Annotated in this window: 20 protein-coding genes; 4 read left to right on the forward strand and 16 right to left on the reverse strand. The window is 66.4% G+C overall.

Going from position 1 to position 18400, the window contains the following annotated elements; all coding sequences use genetic code 11:
• Window positions 1–12 precede the first annotated feature (12 nt).
• The 10 genes from AC58EF_RS00365 to htpX form a co-directional block, all read right to left on the reverse strand.
• Window positions 13–432: a GtrA family protein gene (locus AC58EF_RS00365; protein ID WP_497273676.1), complete on the reverse strand. Its 420-nt coding sequence runs from the start codon at window positions 430–432 to the stop codon at window positions 13–15.
• A 2-nt stretch (window positions 433–434) separates the two neighbouring features.
• Window positions 435–1961, reverse strand: a complete 1527-nt coding sequence (locus AC58EF_RS00370) for an NAD(P)/FAD-dependent oxidoreductase (protein WP_497273677.1) — start codon at window positions 1959–1961, stop codon at window positions 435–437.
• 212 nt (window positions 1962–2173) lie between these two features.
• Window positions 2174–2506, reverse strand: coding sequence for a UrcA family protein (locus AC58EF_RS00375; RefSeq protein ID WP_497273678.1), 333 nt, complete (start codon window positions 2504–2506; stop codon window positions 2174–2176).
• Window positions 2507–2682: 176 nt separating this feature from the next.
• Window positions 2683–4272, reverse strand: a complete 1590-nt coding sequence (gene purH / locus AC58EF_RS00380; RefSeq protein WP_497273679.1) for a bifunctional phosphoribosylaminoimidazolecarboxamide formyltransferase/IMP cyclohydrolase — start codon at window positions 4270–4272, stop codon at window positions 2683–2685.
• 245 nt (window positions 4273–4517) lie between these two features.
• Complete coding sequence (locus tag AC58EF_RS00385) at window positions 4518–5084, reverse strand: DUF1993 domain-containing protein (RefSeq protein ID WP_497273680.1); 567 nt, start codon at window positions 5082–5084, stop codon at window positions 4518–4520.
• 103 nt (window positions 5085–5187) lie between these two features.
• Window positions 5188–6936 (reverse strand): heparinase II/III family protein, encoded by a 1749-nt coding sequence (locus AC58EF_RS00390; RefSeq protein ID WP_497273681.1) that lies wholly within the window; start codon window positions 6934–6936, stop codon window positions 5188–5190.
• A 14-nt stretch (window positions 6937–6950) separates the two neighbouring features.
• Window positions 6951–7613: a ribulose-phosphate 3-epimerase gene (gene rpe / locus AC58EF_RS00395; RefSeq protein ID WP_497273682.1), complete on the reverse strand. Its 663-nt coding sequence runs from the start codon at window positions 7611–7613 to the stop codon at window positions 6951–6953.
• 89 nt (window positions 7614–7702) lie between these two features.
• A complete protein-coding gene (locus AC58EF_RS00400; protein ID WP_497273683.1) occupies window positions 7703–8194 on the reverse strand; it encodes a PAS domain-containing protein in 492 nt (163 codons plus the stop codon).
• A gap of 53 nt (window positions 8195–8247) precedes the next feature.
• The gene (locus tag AC58EF_RS00405) at window positions 8248–9555 is read right to left on the reverse strand and encodes an RsmB/NOP family class I SAM-dependent RNA methyltransferase (protein ID WP_497273684.1); all 1308 of its coding nucleotides are present in this window, start codon (window positions 9553–9555) and stop codon (window positions 8248–8250) included.
• 48 nt (window positions 9556–9603) lie between these two features.
• Window positions 9604–10533, reverse strand: a complete 930-nt coding sequence (gene htpX / locus AC58EF_RS00410) for a zinc metalloprotease HtpX (RefSeq protein ID WP_497273685.1) — start codon at window positions 10531–10533, stop codon at window positions 9604–9606.
• An 88-nt stretch (window positions 10534–10621) separates the two neighbouring features.
• On the opposite strand from htpX, the gene AC58EF_RS00415 reads away from it, so the two are divergent.
• From AC58EF_RS00415 to AC58EF_RS00425, 3 genes are all read left to right on the forward strand, one after another.
• Entirely contained in the window at window positions 10622–10795 is a 174-nt protein-coding gene (locus tag AC58EF_RS00415) for a DUF1674 domain-containing protein (RefSeq protein WP_497273686.1), read from the forward strand.
• Window positions 10796–10962: 167 nt separating this feature from the next.
• Window positions 10963–11412: a hypothetical protein gene (locus AC58EF_RS00420; RefSeq protein ID WP_497274155.1), complete on the forward strand. Its 450-nt coding sequence runs from the start codon at window positions 10963–10965 to the stop codon at window positions 11410–11412.
• Between the two features lie 87 nt (window positions 11413–11499).
• Window positions 11500–12378, forward strand: coding sequence for a UTP--glucose-1-phosphate uridylyltransferase (locus AC58EF_RS00425; protein ID WP_497273687.1), 879 nt, complete (start codon window positions 11500–11502; stop codon window positions 12376–12378).
• An 18-nt stretch (window positions 12379–12396) separates the two neighbouring features.
• On the opposite strand, the gene AC58EF_RS00430 is transcribed toward AC58EF_RS00425, so the two are convergent.
• From AC58EF_RS00430 to AC58EF_RS00455, 6 genes are all read right to left on the reverse strand, one after another.
• A complete protein-coding gene (locus tag AC58EF_RS00430) occupies window positions 12397–12528 on the reverse strand; it encodes a hypothetical protein (RefSeq protein ID WP_497273688.1) in 132 nt (43 codons plus the stop codon).
• A gap of 135 nt (window positions 12529–12663) precedes the next feature.
• Complete coding sequence (gene ssb, locus AC58EF_RS00435; protein ID WP_497273689.1) at window positions 12664–13248, reverse strand: single-stranded DNA-binding protein; 585 nt, start codon at window positions 13246–13248, stop codon at window positions 12664–12666.
• Between the two features lie 176 nt (window positions 13249–13424).
• Entirely contained in the window at window positions 13425–15284 is a 1860-nt protein-coding gene (feoB, locus tag AC58EF_RS00440; RefSeq protein WP_497273690.1) for a ferrous iron transporter B, read from the reverse strand.
• Entirely contained in the window at window positions 15281–15538 is a 258-nt protein-coding gene (locus tag AC58EF_RS00445) for a FeoA family protein (protein WP_497273691.1), read from the reverse strand. The genes feoB and AC58EF_RS00445 overlap by 4 nt, the downstream gene beginning before the upstream one ends.
• Window positions 15539–15625: 87 nt before the next feature.
• Window positions 15626–16288 carry a COQ9 family protein gene (locus AC58EF_RS00450; RefSeq protein WP_497273692.1) on the reverse strand — a complete coding sequence of 221 codons (663 nt, stop codon included), beginning with the start codon at window positions 16286–16288 and terminating at the stop codon, window positions 15626–15628.
• 10 nt (window positions 16289–16298) lie between these two features.
• Entirely contained in the window at window positions 16299–17180 is an 882-nt protein-coding gene (locus tag AC58EF_RS00455) for a DMT family transporter (protein WP_497273693.1), read from the reverse strand.
• 71 nt (window positions 17181–17251) lie between these two features.
• Between AC58EF_RS00455 and AC58EF_RS00460 the strand changes: the two genes are divergently transcribed.
• Window positions 17252–18343 (forward strand): alkene reductase, encoded by a 1092-nt coding sequence (locus AC58EF_RS00460; RefSeq protein WP_497274157.1) that lies wholly within the window; start codon window positions 17252–17254, stop codon window positions 18341–18343.
• Window positions 18344–18400: the final 57 nt, after the last annotated feature.

Raw genomic sequence — 18400 nt, forward strand, 5'->3', positions numbered from 1 at the left:
GCGAAACTTGTCTCAACCGCGGGCAAAGACGACATATTTGCGCACCAGATAGACGAGGGTGAAGCTCAGCAGCACCGCCGCCATCTTGGCCGGCAGGGCGGGCGACCCGAGATAGGCCAGCGCGGATACGGTTCCGGTGGTGACGGCAAGGCCCAGTCCCGCGCTCAGCAGAAATCCGGCCCGCTGCCCGTGGGTCGGTCGGCCGCCAATCTGCTCGGCGAAGACGAAGCGGACCGACAGGAGCCAGTGGATGACGATGCCTAGCCCATAGCCCGCCAGCGCCGCCCATCCCGCCGGCATGACCCAGCGGGACAGCGCCAGGAAGAACATGGTGTCGATCGACAGGGCGCAGAGGCTCACCAGCAGGTAGCGCGCGAGCATCAGCCGCACGGCGACCGCGCGGAGCCAGTCCGCCGGCCGGGCGCGGATCATGATCAGGCCGCCTTCAACCGCGACGGCACGGCGCGGACGCTGGCCAGCGCGGCCTGCTCGTCGGCGCCGATCTGGCCTTCCTCGCCCGCCTCATGATATTCGGCGTCCTCATTGACCTGCCACACGTCATGGACGCGCTTGCCCGCGACGATGTTGCGGACGGTCAGCATCGCCGTCATCATCGCATGATCCTGGTTGTTGTAGCGGTGCATACCGTTGCGGCCGACCATGTGCAGCGTCGGATAACGCGCTTCCAGCTCGGTGCGCATCGCCAGCACATTGTCGGCATAGGCGTCGTCATAGACCGGATAGGCCTTTTCCTGTCGCACCACTGCGCCGCCGACCACATCCTTGGGATCGCACAGGCCCAGCGCCGCCATTTCCGTCTTGGCCAGTTCGACCAGATCGGCGTCGGACGAGGACCAGAGGCCGTCGCCCTCGAAGCAGAAATATTCCAGGCCCACGCAGGCGAGGTCGGGATCGGGCACCATTTCGGGCGACCAGCTGCGGAAATTCTGGATGCGGCCGACCTGCACCCTGGGATCGTGGATGTAGATCCAGTTGTCGGGGAAGATATCCTCGCCCTTCACCATCAGCGCCACAGTCAGGAAGTCGCGATATTTGAGGTCCATCGCCTGCGGCAGCGTCGCCGGCAGCGGATGGATGCGGCCCGCCAGCTCGCGCATCGGCGCGGAACTGATGACATGGGCGGCGGTGATGACGACGTCGCCGTCCGGCCCTTCGGCGATCAGGCGCCAGTTCCCATTGGCCTGATCCTCTTCCAGCCGCTTGAAGCTGTGCGCCATCAGCACCTGGTTGCCGCCTTCGACCACCCGGTCGCGCGCGGCTTCCCACATCATGCCGGGGCCGAGGCGCGGATAGCGGAACGTCTCCAGCAGCGTCTTGGTCGCCATGCCGTCATTGGGCTTCTTGTTGAGGCCGAGCGAGCGCTTGAGGCCATCCTTGACCGCGCCCCAGAGCGACAGGCCCTTGATGCGCTGCGCCGCCCAGTCCGCCGACATCTCGTCGCACGGCATCCCCCAGACCTTTTCGGTGTAGGTCTTAAAGAAGATGGAGAAAAGCCTGTGACCGAAGGCGTTGACCGTCCAGTCTTGGAAAGATTTGACGTTGCGGTTGGGGAAGAGCCGCGCCTTGGCGAAGCTCGCCATGCAGAGGGTCGAACGCCACACGCCCAAATTCCACAGCGCCTCGAACGCGCGCAGCGGATAGCTGTAGAATTTGCCCTCATAATAGATGCGGCTCATCCGCGGGCGCTGGATGAAATCGTCGGGCAATATCTCGTTCCACAGATCGACCACTTGGCTCGACTTGGAAAAGAAGCGATGCCCGCCAATGTCGAATCGGAAGCCGTTCAGTTCCACCGTGCGGCTGATGCCGCCGACATAGACGGGGTCTTTTTCGATGACGGTGACGCTGAACCCCTGTTTGGTCAGCAGATAGGCGGCGGTCAGGCCAGCGGGGCCGGCCCCGATGATGGCGACGTCCACGGGTCGATCGATACGCGGCATGGCAATGAGGTCCCCCAGATGATCTTCGTGACCCGGGATTGAAGTAAATCTTCTAAGGACTGGTTAATGGCTGGTAAGGACAATCTGTAACATATGGACAAAGGGCCGCTCCGCTTGCGCGGAACGGCCCCCGGCAATCCTCTTCGTGGGGGGAAAGCATCCGCGATGCCGCCTGTCGATGGACGCGCGATCGCGGGGAAATACAGCTTTGGTCAGCCCTGGCGCTGGGCGAGCGCATTCAGGTCGCTGCGCGCGCCGTCGATCGCGGCGCCGAAGCAGTTGCGATAGTCGTCGGTGGCCGGAATGACCGACCCGTTCACATAGCCGCACACCTGTTTGGAGGCGCGAATCAGCCGATAATCGGCCCGGCGCATCCCGCTGGCGCTGGCCAGGTTGAGATCGGCCACGGATACGGCGAGCGAACGGGTTTCCGCACCCGTGTTGCCGTCAACGATCACATCCATGTCGTTGCTGCCAGCGCTCGCCACACCAGGCAACGCAATGGCTATCGTGGCGGCCAGCGCCACCAGCGTCTTTTTGGTCATCCAATGTCTCCTGTCGAACAGATTTTTCTGTCTTCCGCCCCACGTCTGACGTGGAAGTAGGGTCACGCCCTAAATAGGCGTGCCCAGCGAAGTTGAAAAGAGGCCACTTCACAAAAAGTGGCGGATTTCTGCCATTTTGCGAGTGCGAAGGGAATGTCTTCGCACCCGCGCAACCGTTAATGGCGGAAGTGACGCATACCGGTGAAGACCATGGCGAGACCGGCTTCGTCGGCGGCGGCGATCACTTCATCGTCGCGGATCGATCCGCCCGGCTGGATCACCGCGCTCGCGCCGGCTTCCACCGCCACCAGCAGGCCGTCGGCGAAGGGGAAGAAGGCATCGGAAGCGACCGCCGAGCCGATCGTGCGCGGTTCGCTCCAGCCGGCCTTTTCGGCGGCGTCCTTGGCCTTCCACGCGGCGATGCGGGCGGATTCGAGGCGGTTCATCTGGCCCGCGCCGACACCCGCGGTGCTGCCGTCCCTGGCATAGACGATGGCGTTGGACTTCACATGCTTGGCGACGGTCCAGGCGAACAGGCAGTCCTTCAGCTCCTGGTCGGTCGGCGCGCGCTTCGTCACGACCTTGAGCGCGTCGGGATCGATCCTGCCATTGTCGCGGGACTGGATGAGGAAGCCGCCGGCGATCGATTTCATCGTGCGACCCAGGCGCGCGGGATCGGGCAGGTCGCCAGTCAGCAGCAGGCGCAGATTCTTCTTCTTCGCGAAGATCGCCTTCGCCGCTTCGTCCGCGTCGGGCGCGGCGACGACTTCGGTGAAGATGCCGCTGATCGCTTCCGCCGTGGGGCCGTCGAGCGGGCGGTTGACCGCGATGATGCCGCCAAAGGCCGACACGCTGTCGCAGGCGAGCGCGGCTTCATAGGCTTCGATGAGCGTTTCGCCGGTGGCCACGCCGCAGGGATTGGCGTGCTTGACGATCACCACGGTCGGCGGGCCGTCGCGAAATTCGCTGACCAGTTCCAGCGCCGCGTCGGCGTCATTGTAATTATTATAGGACAGTTCCTTGCCCTGGATCTGCCGGGCCTGGGCGATGCCGTTCACGCCACCCGCCGCCTGGGTGTAGAGCGCGGCGATCTGGTGCGGGTTTTCGCCATAGCGCAACTCGGCCTGCTTGATCATCGGCACGGCGACGCGATCGGGGAAACGCTGACCCTGGTCGACATGCGCGAACCAGCCGGCGATGGCGGCATCATAGGCGGCGGTGGCGGCATAGGCCTTCGCCGCCAGCATCCGGCGGAAATCATAGCTGGTCGCGCCGCCCTTTTCCGCCATTTCCGCGATCAGGCGGGCATAGTCGGCGGGATCGGTGACGATCGCCACGCTTTCATGATTCTTCGCGGCGGAGCGGACCATGGACGGGCCGCCGATATCGATATTCTCGATGATCTCCTCGCGCTCCGCCCCCTTCGCAACCGTCGCGGCGAAGGGGTAGAGGTTGACCACCACCAGGTCGATCGCGCCGATGGCGTGCTCCTCCATCGAGGCGACATGCTCGGGATTGTCGCGCACGGCGAGCAGGCCGCCATGGACCTTGGGGTGCAGCGTCTTGACACGGCCGTCCATCATCTCGGGGAAGCCGGTGAGGTCGGAGATGTCCTTGACGTCCAGGCCCGCGTCGCGCAGCGCCTTCGCGGTGCCGCCGGTCGACACCAGTTCCACCCCATGATGCGCAAGCGCCTGACCCAGTTCGATGAGGCCGGCCTTGTCGGACACGGACAGAAGGGCGCGCTTGATGGTGACGTCAGTCATGGGAAAGAGCTTTCTTAAGGCAAAGGGCAGGATGACTTTGCGCCAGCCCTTTAAGCCCCAGCGGCGAAAAAATACAGCCCCAGACGCGCTTGTCCAACCGGCCCTAGAGCATGATGACATTTTCTTGAATCGTCATTGCGAGCGCAGCGAAGCAATCCATGGCGCGACACTGGATTGGTTGGGCTTCGCCCGCCTTCGGCTCGCTGCGCTCGCAATGACGGGTGGATCAATGTGAAGTCATCACTCTATGCTACGGGCAGCGTGTCCGGACGCAGAAGGGGCAGCATGTGCGCGACATAATCGGCCTTGCCGAGCGCGACGCCTTCCGCGCGAAGGATCGCATAGGCGGTCATGACATGAAAGTAGAATTGCGGCAGCGTCCAGTCGCGGGCGTAACTGTCCGCCGTCAGGTCGAAGATCATCCCGTTGGGCAGTTCATGGGCGAGCGGCTGCTGCGGGTCCATGTCCAGCGCGTCCTGCGCCAGCCCGTCGAGCATGGCGATCGTGTCGCTGATCCGCGCGCGGGCGTCGGCAATGGAGCCGGGATGCTCGCCCGCCTGCCGCCCTTCGTCGAGAAGCGTCTGGACCAGGGGCGGAAGGGGCTCGTCCTGAAGGCGATGGGCCCCTTCCCATGCCTGCACGCAGGCGAAGCGGATCTGGGTCGCGAGCGGAAACATATCCGGGGCAAGGCGCGCGGAAAGGAGGGCGTCCGCCTCATCCTCCGGCCTTTGCGCCTGCGCCTTTTCGAGCCAGGCGGAGAGCGCCTGAAGCATCTGCCGGTAGGTGGGAATGAGAAGGGAGGTCAAGGACATGGGCTGCTTTCTCGCTATGGCTGGGGCGGTTCCTTCGCCCCGCGACTGTTAGGCTTTGTTCCGGCCGGACGCCATGGCCAATCCCGGCCGACCGGTCGTGCCGTCACCCCATCCGCTTGAACAGCCAGCCGATGCTCGATCCACCGGGCAGCGCCTCGCCCGTCACCACCAGCTGCTTGCCCGGATGGGGACGGCCGTCGGCGTCAACCCACAGGCTGTCCTCGACGCTCAGTACGCCCGCGCCGGTGCGGAACTGCCACAGGCCGCCCAGATCGATGCGCAGCAGCGCCCCCTGGCTGTCGGCGGTCAAGGTCGGTTCGACGCCCGGCGCCAGGTGAAAACGGATTTGCACCGGCTGCCTGCCCGGCCTTTTGCGCCGTTCCGCCGGGGTCAGCATATCCTCGCCCCGGACTTCCTTGCCGTCGCCGCTCACCATCAACAGGCGGCGGTGGACATAGCCCAGCCGCCGGACATAGCCGTCATGGGACAGGTCCAGCCGGCTGCCATTGTCCATTTCCTGCCGGTTCAGCTCGACCTCGGTCACGCCCTTGCCCAGCGTGCCGTCGGGCAGCAGGGCGGTGGAGTTGCTGTCGTTCAGGACCAGGGTGCTGTGCGCCGCCGTGGTGCGCAGCCCCTGCGCCAGATCGCGCGCTATCCACGCCCCTTCCAGCCCCGCGCCGCCGCAATTGACGATCAGCCGCAGCGGCCCGTCGCTGATCTCGATCGCGCCGGTCGAGGCGCAGCCCGCCGCAGCCAGCCGCGCGACCGGCGGCGGGGCGGCGTCGATCTGCACTACGGTGCCGCCCGCGCTGATCCGCTGATAGCCCCAGTCGCGCGCCTGGCGCAGCGGCCGGGTGCGCACGCGGCTGGCGGCGATCACCGCCTCGACCGTCTGCGGGTCGATCGCGCCCGCGCCCTGCCAGCTGCCGAGGCCGCCGTCGCCATGGGTCAGGCCCAGCAGCGCCGGCACCGCGCGCGCCAGCCCGTCGGTCAGGCAGAGCGGCGGCTTTTCGCGCCGCACGTCATAGACGGCGCGCAGCATGGACAGGGCCATGATCGCCTCCAGCTGCGCCAGCGGCGATCGCGAGACGATGCCGCCATCGGGATGGAAGCTGCCGTCGATCGCGCGCTTGAGGCCCGCTTCGCCGAACAGGCGGCGCGCGTCGCCGCCGGGGATCAGCAGCCCGGCGGCCAATATGCCGCACCAGGCGGTCAGGCGCGGCAGGCCCATCGGCGCCTTGTCGGCGCTGCGGTCCAGATGACGGGCGGTGCGCGCGATGCAGTTCAGCACCAGCGAGCGATAGACGAGGTCGCTGGATGAGAGGATCAGCGGCGCATGGGCGGTCCAGAAGAGCAGCCGCCAGCCGGCATTGTCCGCGCGCCAGGCGGGTTCGCTGGGCGTTTCGGCATGGGCCGCCAGCCATTTGCGCATCACCGCCTCGGCGATCGGCGCGCCCTGGTCGCGGGTCGCGCTGCTGGCGAGGTCGCGCAGCCAGCGGAAACCGTGCAGATAGTTGGCAAAGGCCGGGCCGACCGACAGGCGGGCGAAGTCGAGCGCGGCGACCGGCTGTTTCTGCCCGCGGAACAGGAAATAGCCCGCCCGGATCGCCGCCCCGGCGCGGCCGTCGCCCGGCACCGCGTCATCGGGCACGGCGAGCAGCTTGAGCGGATATTTGCCCCGCAGCCTGCGCCCGTGGATCGGCGTCTTCCAGCTCAGCAGATAGAAGTGATTGGCGATTTTCTGCGCCAGCGACAGGCCCTTGTCATCCGCGACGCGGATGAGCCGCTTGCCCTGCTCGATGCCGTCATCGTCCGCTTCGGGCGGATCGTCCTGGCCTCGGCGGACGGACATGCGCCGCGGCTCGCTCACCCGCCCCGCAGCTTGCGGATATTGTCGGCATAGGCTTGCGCGCCGCCGCGGAAGGTGGCGGTGCCCGCGACCAGCACGTCGGCCCCGGCCTCGATCGCCCTGGGCGCGGTGGTGAAGTCGATGCCGCCGTCCACCTGAAGCCGGATGTCGCGGCCCGACTTGTCGATCATCTTGCGGATCGCCTCGATCTTGCGGAGCTGGTTCTCGATGAAGCTCTGGCCGCCGAAGCCGGGGTTGACGCTCATCACCAGGATCAGGTCGACATCGTCCATCAGATAGTCGAGCATCTTGGCCGGGGTGCCGGGATTGAGCACCACGCCCGCCTTCACGCCCAGCGACTTGATATGCTGGACGGTGCGATGGATATGCGGCCCGGCCTCGGGATGAACGGTGATGATGTCGGACCCGGCCGACGCGAAGGCCTCCAGATATTGGTCCACCGGGGAGATCATCAGATGGACGTCGAACGGCTTCGTCGTGTGCGGGCGCAGCGCCTTCACCACCGCCGGACCGATCGTGATATTGGGCACGAAATGCCCGTCCATGACGTCGACATGCACCCAGTCACAGCCCGCTTCGTCGATGGCGCGGACCTCCTCGCCCAGGCGGGCGAAGTCGGCGGAGAGGATGGAGGGCGAGATGAGGATCGGACGGGTCATTAACCGTTCGCCTTAGTCGCCGCTGGGGCCAAGGGCAACGGACATTTGCCCGCGCGTCGCGATTGTTCGGGAACGGCGCCGCAAAGCGTTCAAAGCATGACGAAAATGGTGGGGTCCAGCCGGGACGAAGGCAATGTGCCATGGGGCAGCATCTGCTTGACGCCGTGCAGCGCGATTACATTGCCCGCCGCGTCCAGCACCGGCGCGGCGATCAGCCGCATCGCGCAGCGCCCCGTGCCGTCGGCCTGGTCGATATCGACGTCCAGGGTGAAGCCGCGCTTGTGGCGGATCGCATAGGCGCGCAGCCGTTCCATCGGCTCGCGCGAGTCCGGCGTGTAGAGGGCGGCGGCCAGCGGGCGGGGGACGATGCTGTCGCGCTCCAGCCCGAATATGTCGTAGACGCCGGCGGTCCAGCGCAGGCTATTGTCCTTGAGGTCGCAGAACCACAGGCCCAGTCCCCGCTCGGCCAGCGCGGCGTCGTTGCGGGCGATGGCCGGATCGAGCAACACCGGCGAGAGATGCTCGCGCAGCGCATAGAGCGGCCAGCTATGGTTCAATGGCAATGGCTCGGTCGGACGCATGGGCGGCGCACCTTGTGGATGGGCGATCCTGTCTAGGCATCCATGGTTAAGGCTTAGTTCGTCTTTCTGGCAAGGCGGGCGATGAAGAAACCGTCGGCGCCGCCGCGATCGGCAAGCATGTCGGGCAGCGAGCGGAGCCAGCCCTCCCCGGTCGGGGCCATGCCGTCGGGCAGTTCGGTCGCTTCGGCGGGCACCAGCGCGAATTCGGCATGATCGGCCAGGAAGCGCTCCACCTGCGCCTCGCCCTCCACCCGTTCGAGCGAGCAGGTGGCGTAGACGATCCGCCCACCCGGCTTCAGCCAGCTCGCCGCGCGCTCCAGCAATTCGCCCTGCAATTCGGCCAGTTCCGCGATCTGGCGCGGGCCGATGCGGTGGAGCACATCGGGATGGCGGCGATATATGCCGGTCGCCGAACAGGGCGCGTCGAGCAGGATCGCGTCGACCGGCGCTTCCGGCTGCCATTGGCGCAGGTCGGCCTGCACGACGTCGGCGGACAGGCCGGTGCGGGTCAGATTCTCGCTCAGCCGCTCCAGACGCTTTTTCGACTGGTCAACCGACAGGACATTCCAACCCGCTGCGGCCAATTGCATCGTCTTGCCGCCCGGCGCGGCGCACAGGTCCAGCACGGTCCGGCCCTCTCCCGCACCCAGCAGCCGCGCGGCGCAGGCGGCGGCGATGTCCTGCACCCACCAGGCGCCCTCGGCAAAGCCGGGAAGGTCGGGAATGACAGCGCTCTCCGGCAGGCGGACATGACCGGGCGCGAAGGATGCGCCATTGAGTTCAGTTGTCCATTTCGCTGTCTCGTTCGGATCGCGCAGGCTGATGTCGACCGGCGGGCGGATGGCATAGGCATGGGCCGCCGCCTGCGGCATGGCATCGCCCCATTGTTCGGCCCAGCGCGCCATCACATCGGCGGGCAGGGTGGGGGGATCGGGCAGCACCGGCTCGCCGCGCGTCACCGTGCCGAACACGCCATGGACCAGCTTGCGCGGGCCGCCGTCGACCAGCGGCAGGGCGGTGGCGATCGCCGCATGGGCGGGTGTGCCCAGCACGAGCGTCTGGACGAGCGCGATACGCAGCACCATCCGCGCCTTGGCGTCGTCGGGCAGCGGCTGCTTCGTTGCGCCGTCGATCAGCGCGTCGAGATCGGGCAGATGGCGCAGCACTTCGGCGGCGATGGCATGGACCAGCGCGCGGTCGGCGGCGGCCAGGCCCTGCGCCGCGCCATGGAGCGCCAGTTCCAGCGGATCGCCCCGGCGCAGAACGGCGTCCAGCAGCCGCAGCGCGGCGCGGCGCGCGGGAAAGCCGGGAACATCGTCGGCGCGAGGCGCGGCGGAACGGGGGGCGGGACGGCGGGGCATGAAAGGCGGTTAGGCCAATTTGCCCCAAAAGCAACCTCCCTGTGAATATCAGCGGCCGTGCGGATCGAGCGCGCTGCGGCGGCGTTGTGGCGCGGCCATCGGCAAGAGGGTCGACGCAGGCGGGGCGGAGCCGATCGCGGACGTCCCCATCTCCGCCGCGATATCCTGCAAGGCGGCGATGCGCTTTTCGGTCGCGGGGTGGGTGGAGAACAACTCGCTGACATGGGTCGGCACGATATAGAGTTGCGCCGCCGCCGGATTGCGCTCGGCGACCGGGTTGGGGATCATCTCCGCCCGGCCCGAAATCTTGGCGAGGGCGGAGGCGAGCGCATGGGGATTGCCGCTGATTTCCGCCCCGGCGCGGTCGGCGCCATATTCGCGGGTGCGGCTGATCGCCATCTGCACGATCATCGCGGCGAAGGGCGCGACGATCACCGCCAACAGGCTGGCGACGATATTGCCATGGCTATTTTCCTGGGCAGACCCACGGAAAAAGAGGCCGAAATTGGCCAGCATCGAAATGGCGCCCGCGATCGTCGCGACCATCGTCATGATCAGGGTATCGCGATTCTTCACATGGCCCAGCTCATGCGCCATCACGCCGGCCACTTCCTCGCGGCTCAGCATGGCGAGCAGCCCCGTGGTCGCGGCCACGGCGGCGTTTTCGGGATTGCGCCCGGTGGCGAAGGCGTTGGGCGCATCCTGATCGATGATGTAGACGCGCGGCATCGGCAGCCCGGCGCGCTGCGCCAGTTCGCGCACCAGATTGTGGAAGTCCGGCGCGCTTTGAGCGTCGACCTCCCGCGCGTCATGCATCCGCAGCACGATCTTGTCGGCGTTCCAGAAGGTGAAGAGATTCATGCCCGCCGCCACCAGCAGCGCGATGATCGCGCCGCCGCTGCCGCCCAGCGTATAGCCCAGCGCCATGAACAGCGCCGTCAGCGCCGCCAGCAACATGGTCGTCTTCATTCCGCTCACTTGCAATGCTCTCCTTTGCCGCCCAGATAGCGGACAGGATATGAATATGGGGTGGACCGGCCCCTATGCAATCGAAAGGCCGCTATCCATGGGACGTTTCAACGGCAAACGCCCGGCGCATGTGAAAGCGCCGGCGCATCTTTCCAAAAGCCCGCCGGTGCCCCGGCCCGACCCGATCGACGCGCCCTCGCGCCATGACGAGGAACTGAGCCCGGTGCGCTATGGCGACTGGGAGCGGAAGGGAATCGCGATCGATTTCTGATGCTTGGCGTCACGGCTCCATTCGCCGTCGATTTAGCACGTCTGCCGTTGGCCCGTGCCGCTGGTGCGAGGAGCCTTCCCGCCCGCTCTGGTCTTCTTCCCCGGCTTTTGTGCAGGATTCGAGGAGCAAAGGAGTGTGCGGGCGTGGGTGTGCATCTTGTTTCGGATATGGACGTGAACGTGAAGCCGGTATCGGCCTATGCGCCGGAGGATGCGGCGCTGCTGTGCGGCGTGGGGCGGCTCGTCTGTGCCTGGACCATGCTGGAACAAAGCCTGGAGGCGAAGATCGGCATGTTGCGCGAGGCGATGGGCGACGTGCGCACCGTGGGCGCGCGCACCCGGCCGACCATGACCAAGCTGATGACCGAATTGCGCACGATGGTGGCCATGCGCGACCGCCGCAACGCCAGCGCCCTCACCGAAATTTCTGCGATCGAGCGCGACATGCAGCGGATCGACCGGTTCCGCGCGCTCATCATCCAGGGTTTCCAGCAGCCCGAACCCGGCGGTTTCGCCTGCCGTGACCCGCGCAACAATCAGATTCACATCAGCCTGGAACAGCTCGACGCGGAAATTACCGCGCTCGAAGAAATTGCGCAGCGCCTTCTCACCGTCTGACGCATTGTTGCGCGCGCAAGCGCTTACCTCTACCATTTCCAAGCGATTCTAGACGCATTTTCCGCGTTGCAGCGAGAATGGAGCAGCATGTCTCACAAGCCTATTCGCAAAGCCATCTTCCCTGTCGCCGGCCTTGGCACCCGGTTCCTGCCCGCCACCAAGGCGGTGCCCAAGGAATTGCTGCCGGTCGTCGACCGGCCGCTGATCCAATATGCGGTCGATGAGGCCCGCGAGGCCGGCATCGAGCAGATGATCTTCGTCACCGGCCGCGGGAAGGGGGCGATCGAGGATTATTTCGACATCGCCTATGAGACCGAGGCGACCCAGCGCGAGCGGGGCAAGGATCTGGGGGCGCTGGAAGGCACCCGCCTGATGCCCGGCAACGCGGTCTTCATCCGCCAGCAGGAACCGCTGGGGCTGGGCCATGCCATCTGGTGCGCGCGCGACATCGTCGGCGACGAACCCTTCGCCATCCTGCTGCCCGACGAATTCATGCGGGGCGCGCAGGGCAATGGCTGCCTCAAGCAGATGGTCGACGCCTATCACAAGGTCGGCGGCAACCTGGTCTGCGCGCTCGAAATCCCGATGGACGAAACGCCCAGCTATGGCGTCATCGATCCGGGCGCGCGCGACGGCGTGCTGACCGAAGTGAAGGGGCTGGTCGAAAAGCCCAAGCTCGGCACCGCGCCGTCCAACCTGATCGTGCCGGGGCGCTATATCCTCCAGCCGCAGGTGATGAAGATACTGGAAACGCAGGAAAAGGGCGCCGGCGGCGAAATCCAGCTGACCGACGCCATGGCCTCGCTGATCGGCGACCAGCCCTTCCATGGCGTGACCTTTGATGGTCGTCGCTTCGACTGCGGATCGAAGGCCGGCTATATCGAGGCGAACCTGGCGCTCTCGCTGGAGCGCGAGGACCTCAAGGACCATATCCGCGCCTTCGCGCAGAAAGAACTGGCCCGCTGAACCGCGGATTGCTGCCCGTCAGAGGGCGGGCAGCAACCGGACGACCAGCAGCGCCAGGCCCGACAGGGCGATTGCGCCGCCGATCGCCAGTTCAACCGGATGGACGATCTGCCGGATGGGGACAGCGATGGCTTTTTCGATCTTGCTCATGCCTCGCAATATAAGCGCTGGACCGATCCTGTCCCACCTATCCTTCCGTTCAGACTGACCGGCCGGATCGATCAAACGAAAAAGGGCGGCTCCCTCTCTGGAAGCCGCCCTTTTTCGCGTCCGGCGCCAATGCCCTCAGAAGGGCACTTCATCGTCCAGGTCGTTGTCGAAATTGGGGCTGCCGGCGCCGCCACGGCTGCCGCTGCCGCCCGATGAGGAGCGCCCGCCGCCGAAGCCGCCGCCGCTCTGGCCGCCGCTCGAACCACCGCCGAAATCATCATAGTCGCCGCCGCCAAAGCCGCTCGACCCGCCGCTCCAGTCGCTGACGCCCTGCTGCGAGCGGCCGCCGCCCTGGCCGCCACCGCCCGGCGCGCCGTCCAGCATGGTCAGCACCGCGCCCGGACCCGACAGCGCCACTTCGGTGGTGTAGCGGTCATTGCCCGACTGGTCCTGCCACTTGCGGGTGCGCAACTGGCCCTCGATATAGATTTTCGACCCCTTGCGCAGGAAGCGCTCGGCGACACCCACCAGCCCTTCGCTGTTGATGACGACATTGTGCCATTCGGTGCGCTCCTTGCGCTCCCCGGTCATGCGGTCCTTCCAGCTTTCGGACGTGGCGATGCGCAGGTTGCAGATGCGACCGCCATTCTGGAAGCTCTTGACCTCCGGGTCGGCGCCGAGATTGCCGACCAGAATGACCTTGTTGACCGAGCCTGCCATGATTCCTCCGAAACGCGTTAAACGGCCGTTATAGAGCGCCCGCCTTGCCCTTCAAGAACAAAGAGCCAACGCGGACGGGAGCCTGTTCCGATCAGACAGGATCGGGACAAGCCCCCTCATTCTTTGTTTTTCGCGATTCCCGAGTCGTCAGATTTTCAATCTGACTTGAAATCGCTCTATGCCAAACCGAGCGCGGTCGCCGTCCAATAGGTCAGCCCGGCCGCGACATAGGCCAGCGCGAACAGATAGCCGACCATGAATAGCGGCCATTTCCAGCCATTGGTCTCGCGCTTGGTGACGGCGATGGTCGAGATGCACTGGGGCGCGAACACGAACCAGGCGAGGAAGGCGAGCGCGGTCGGCAACGGCCACTGGTCCTTGAGACGATCGCCCAGGCTCCGTTCCAGCTTCGCCTCGTCATCGCCCGCGTCGATCGAATAGACGGTGGCGAGCGCGGAGACGGCGACCTCGCGCGCGGCCATGGCCGGGATCAGCGCGAGGGAAATGTCGCGGTTGAAGCCGATCGGTTCCAGCACGACGTTGAGGCCGCTCGCGATCCGGCCGGCGATCGAATGGTCGACCTGGCTGGTCGGATCGCCGTCGGGCACGCGCGGGAAGCTGAGCAAAATCCACAGGATCACGGTCGAGGCGAAGATGATCGTGCCCGCGCGCTTCAGGAAGATGATGGCGCGCTGCCAGAGGCCCAGAAGAATATCCTGCGGCCGGGGCCACTGATATTTGGGCATTTCCATCAGGAAGCCGCCGCTCGCGCCCTTGGTCACGGTCAGGCGCAGCAGCAGCGCCACGACCATCGCGCCGATGATCCCCGCGACATAGAGGCAGAAGAGGACGAAGCCCTGCAAACCGATGCCCCAGCCGATGTCGCGGGCCGGGATGAAGGCGCCGATGATTACCGCATAGACCGGCAGCCGCGCCGAACAGGTCATCAGCGGCGCGATCAATATGGTGGTCAGGCGGTCCCTGGGATCGGAAATGGTGCGGGTCGCCATGATCCCCGGCACCGCGCAGGCGAAGGAGGAGAGGAGGGGGATGAAGGCGCGGCCCGACAGGCCGACCTTCGCCATCAGCCCGTCCATCAGGAAGGCGGCGCGGACCATATAGCCCGTCGCCTCCAGCATCAGGATGAAGAAGAAGAGGATCAGGATCTGCGGCAGGAACACCACCACCGATCCCACGCCATGAATGACGCCGTCGACCAGGAAGGAGCGGATGATCCCGTCGGGCAGCGTATCGCGCGCCATGCCGGCGGCGCTTTCGGCGAAGCCCTCGATCATCGCGATCGGCGCTTCGGACCAGGCATAGACCGCCTGGAACATGATGAAGAGCAGGCCGAGCAGCAGGATCAGGCCGAAGACGGGATGCAGCGCGACCCGGTCGACCGCCGCGGTCAGGCGGCGCGAGGGGGTTTCGCGCACGATCGCGGCGCGGGCGATGCGGCCCGCTTCCTTGCGGACGGCGTCGAAGTCGCGCTCGGGACCGGCGGGATAGGCGGGCGGCGCGCTGTTCAGCAGGCCTTCCAGCTCGGACCGCAGATGATCCAGGCCACGTTTGCGCACCGCCACGGTCGACACGACCGGCACGCCCAGTTCGCGCGACAGGATATTGGCGTCCAGTTCCAGCCCGTCGCGGGTGGCGAGGTCGACCATGTTCAGGGCGACGATCGTCGGCAGGCCGAGCGCGATCAATTCCAGCGCGAAGCGGAGATGATTGTCCAGATTGGCGGCGTCGACCACGATCACCAGCGCATCGGGGCGTTTTTCGCCCGACTGCCTGCCCATCACGACGTCGCGCGTCACCTGTTCGTCGGGGCTGCCGGGGTCGAGGCTGTAAGTGCCGGGCAGGTCGACCAACTCGACCGGGCGGCCGTCCGACAGCGACAGGCGGCCCGCCTTGCGCTCCACGGTGACGCCGGGATAATTGCCCAGCTTCTGCCGCGCGCCGGTCAGGGCGTTGAACAGGGCGCTCTTGCCCGCATTGGGATTGCCGACCAGCGCGATCAGGGGCAGGCCGCTCATGCCGCGTCCCCCTGCGGTCCGGTGCGCACGGTCACGGCGGCGGCATGGCTACGGCGCATCGCGATGGTCATGCGGCCGATCCGGCAGGCGATCGGCCCGCGCCCGAAAATGCCACCATGATGCAGCGCTTCGACGCTCGCCCCTTCGCACAGGCCGAATTCGCGCAAGCGCTGCCCTTCGGACGGGGTTAGGGCGGACCAGTCGATCAGGTCGACATAGGCGGGTTGCCGCAACGGCAGGTCGGTCAGGCGCAAGGGAAGGATACTCGCAGACGATTTCTGCGAGTGACTATCAATACCTTTACCAAATGGCCAGCGCGAATCGGTCTTCGGCGCGGCAGATCATATCGCGGGATAGCGCAGGCGGCCGATGAAGCGCGACAGGCTGAGCCGTTCGCCGCCGCCCACGCCCTTGAACTTCGCCTTGGCCCTTTCGAACTGCATCACATTCTCGATCCGGCGGGCGAGGAAGGCGCGGCTGTCGGCATGGCCCTCGCTCTCGTCATCGACGAAGACCAGCAGGGTGGAGGCATAGACGGCGGTCAGCGTCGTGCGCTTGCTGTAATGGCTGAAGTCGGTGGCGGTGTCGCCCGCCGCGCGCCACATGATGTCGGCGGCGCGCCAGGCCAGCTTCGCCGCCCGCGCGGCGTTGGTTGGCAGCGCCACTATGGCCAGCGCCCGCCGCAACGCTTCCCGGTCGGGGGCCAGCAGGGCGAGCCGCGCCTCGATCAGCGCGGTGATCTTCTTGCGGATCGACAATGTCGCCAGCTGCTCCGCCGGCACGGCTTCCAGCATCCGCGCGTCGATGCTGGCGAACCAGGCGTCAATCATGCCGATCGCGCCCTCGTCGAAGGCCAGTTGCGCGATGTCGGCATCGACGCCCTTCTCCTGCGCCGCCATCGTCACCGCCTGCGGCCGCCAGCCGTCGAAGGCGGCATGACGCGCGAGCACGGGCGCCAGCAGGGCGCGGATTTCGTCGAGGGTGAGATCCTGGATATCGTTCATGACAGCCAATCTAGGCGCGTCCCGGCAAGCGCACAAGCACCAGCGCCGCCGCGACCGCCGCCGTGCCCAGCATGTCGGCGGGGCTAAGCCATTCGTCGAACAGCAGCCAGCCGAAAATCGCCGACACCGCAGGTTGCAGCAGCAGGCTGAGGCCCAGCACCAGCGGCGAGAACCAGCCGATCGCATAGGTGAGCAGCCCCTGGCCGACCAACTGGCTCGACAAAGCGAGCAGGATGAGCGGCGTCCACTGGACCGGCATCACCGTCTCGCCCAGCGCCAGCGCGCAGAGCAGCAGCAGCGGCGCGCTGGCCAGGCTCGACCCGGCCAGCACCGACCAGCTGTCCAGCCGTCCACGCGCGCCCTGCACGATCAGCAGATAGGCGGTGTAGAATATGCCCGCCAGCAGGCAGAGTAGGTCGCCCTGCAAGTTGCGGATCGACAGTTCATAGCTGCCGCCCATCATCACCAGTGCCCCCGCGCTTGCCAGCAGCAGAGCAGCGGCTTGCATCCGCGTCGGCCGTTGCCCCATCACCAGCAGCGCCCAGGCCGGCAACAGCAGCCCGCTCAGATTGCCGAAGATCGTCGCATTGGCGACCTTGGTATAGAGGATGCCGATATGCCAGGCGGCAAGGTCCAGCGCGAAGACCACGCCCGACAGGATCAGCGCGGTCCATTCGCGGCGCGTGGGCGGAACCCGCCGCAGGCCCGGCAGCGCCAGCAGCAGCAGGAAGGGCAGGGCGATCATCAGCCGCCAGAAGGCGGCCGCCACCGGCCCGACATCCGACAGGCGCACCAGCACCGGGCCCAGCGGCAGGATCAGGTTCGCCAGGATCAGCGCGGGAAAGGCCGTGCGGGGCATGGCTATGTGCGCGGCGGGGGTTGAAGTCGACATGGCGGCTCCCTAGCTCGCTTTGCGCATCAAGTCCCGTTGCATTTTGCAACTATATGATGAGGGAGAATTTCGTGGCGACCTTGTTCGATTCCATCCAGCTTGGCGCGGTATCCGCACCCAACCGCGTGTTGATGGCGCCGCTGACTCGTGGCCGTGCGACCCGCGCCCATGTGCCGACGCCGATCATGGCCGACTATTATGCGCAGCGCGCCTCGGCCGGCCTCATCATCAGCGAGGCGACCGGCATTTCGCGGCAGGGACTGGGCTGGCCCTATGCACCGGGCATCTGGTCCGACGAGCAAGTGGAGGCGTGGAAGCCGATCACCCGCGCCGTGCATGACAAGGGCGGCCGGATCATCGTCCAGCTCTGGCATATGGGCCGGGCCGTTCACAGCAGCGTGACCGGCGAACAGCCGGTATCGGCGAGCGCCACCGCCGCGCCGGGCGACGCCCACACCTATGAAGGCAAGAAGCCCTATGAAATCGCGCGTCCGCTGGATGTGGAGGAGATTCCGGGGATCATTGCCGACTATGCGCGCGCCGCGCATAATGCGATCGCCGCCGGCTTCGACGGAGTGCAGATTCATGCCGCCAACGGCTATCTGATTGACGAATTTCTGCGCGATAACAGCAATTTCCGTACCGATGCCTATGGCGGTAGCGTCGAGAACCGCGTCCGCCTGTTGCGCGGGGTGACGCAGGCGGTGGTGGATGCGATCGGCGCCGATCGCGTTTCGGTGCGCCTGTCGCCCAATGGCAACACGCAGGGCGTCGACGATAGCGATCCCGCCACCCTGTTCGCGGCGGCCGCCGATGTGCTGGACGCGATCGGCATCGCCTTCCTCGAACTGCGCGAGCCGGGACCGGACGGCACTTTCGGCGCAACCCAGGTGCCGCGCCAGTCGCCGCTGATCCGCGAGCATTTCAAGGGGCCGCTGGTGCTGAACAGCGATTATGATGCGGCGCGCGCGCAGGCCGACCTTGCCAGCGGCCTTGCCGATGCGATCAGCTTCGGCCGCCCGCTGCTCGCCAATCCCGATCTGGTGGATCGCCTGCGCGTGGGCGCGCCGATCAATCCGGCCGCGATGGCGACTTTCTACAGCCAGGGCGCGGAGGGCTATACCGACTATCCAACGCTGGACGAGGAAAAGGCGGCGGCCTGAGGCGGCTATAAATCCTCCCCTGTAAGGGGAGGGGGACCGCTCGCGAAGCGAGTGGTG

Source organism: Sphingobium sp. WR1, from assembly GCF_059693745.1.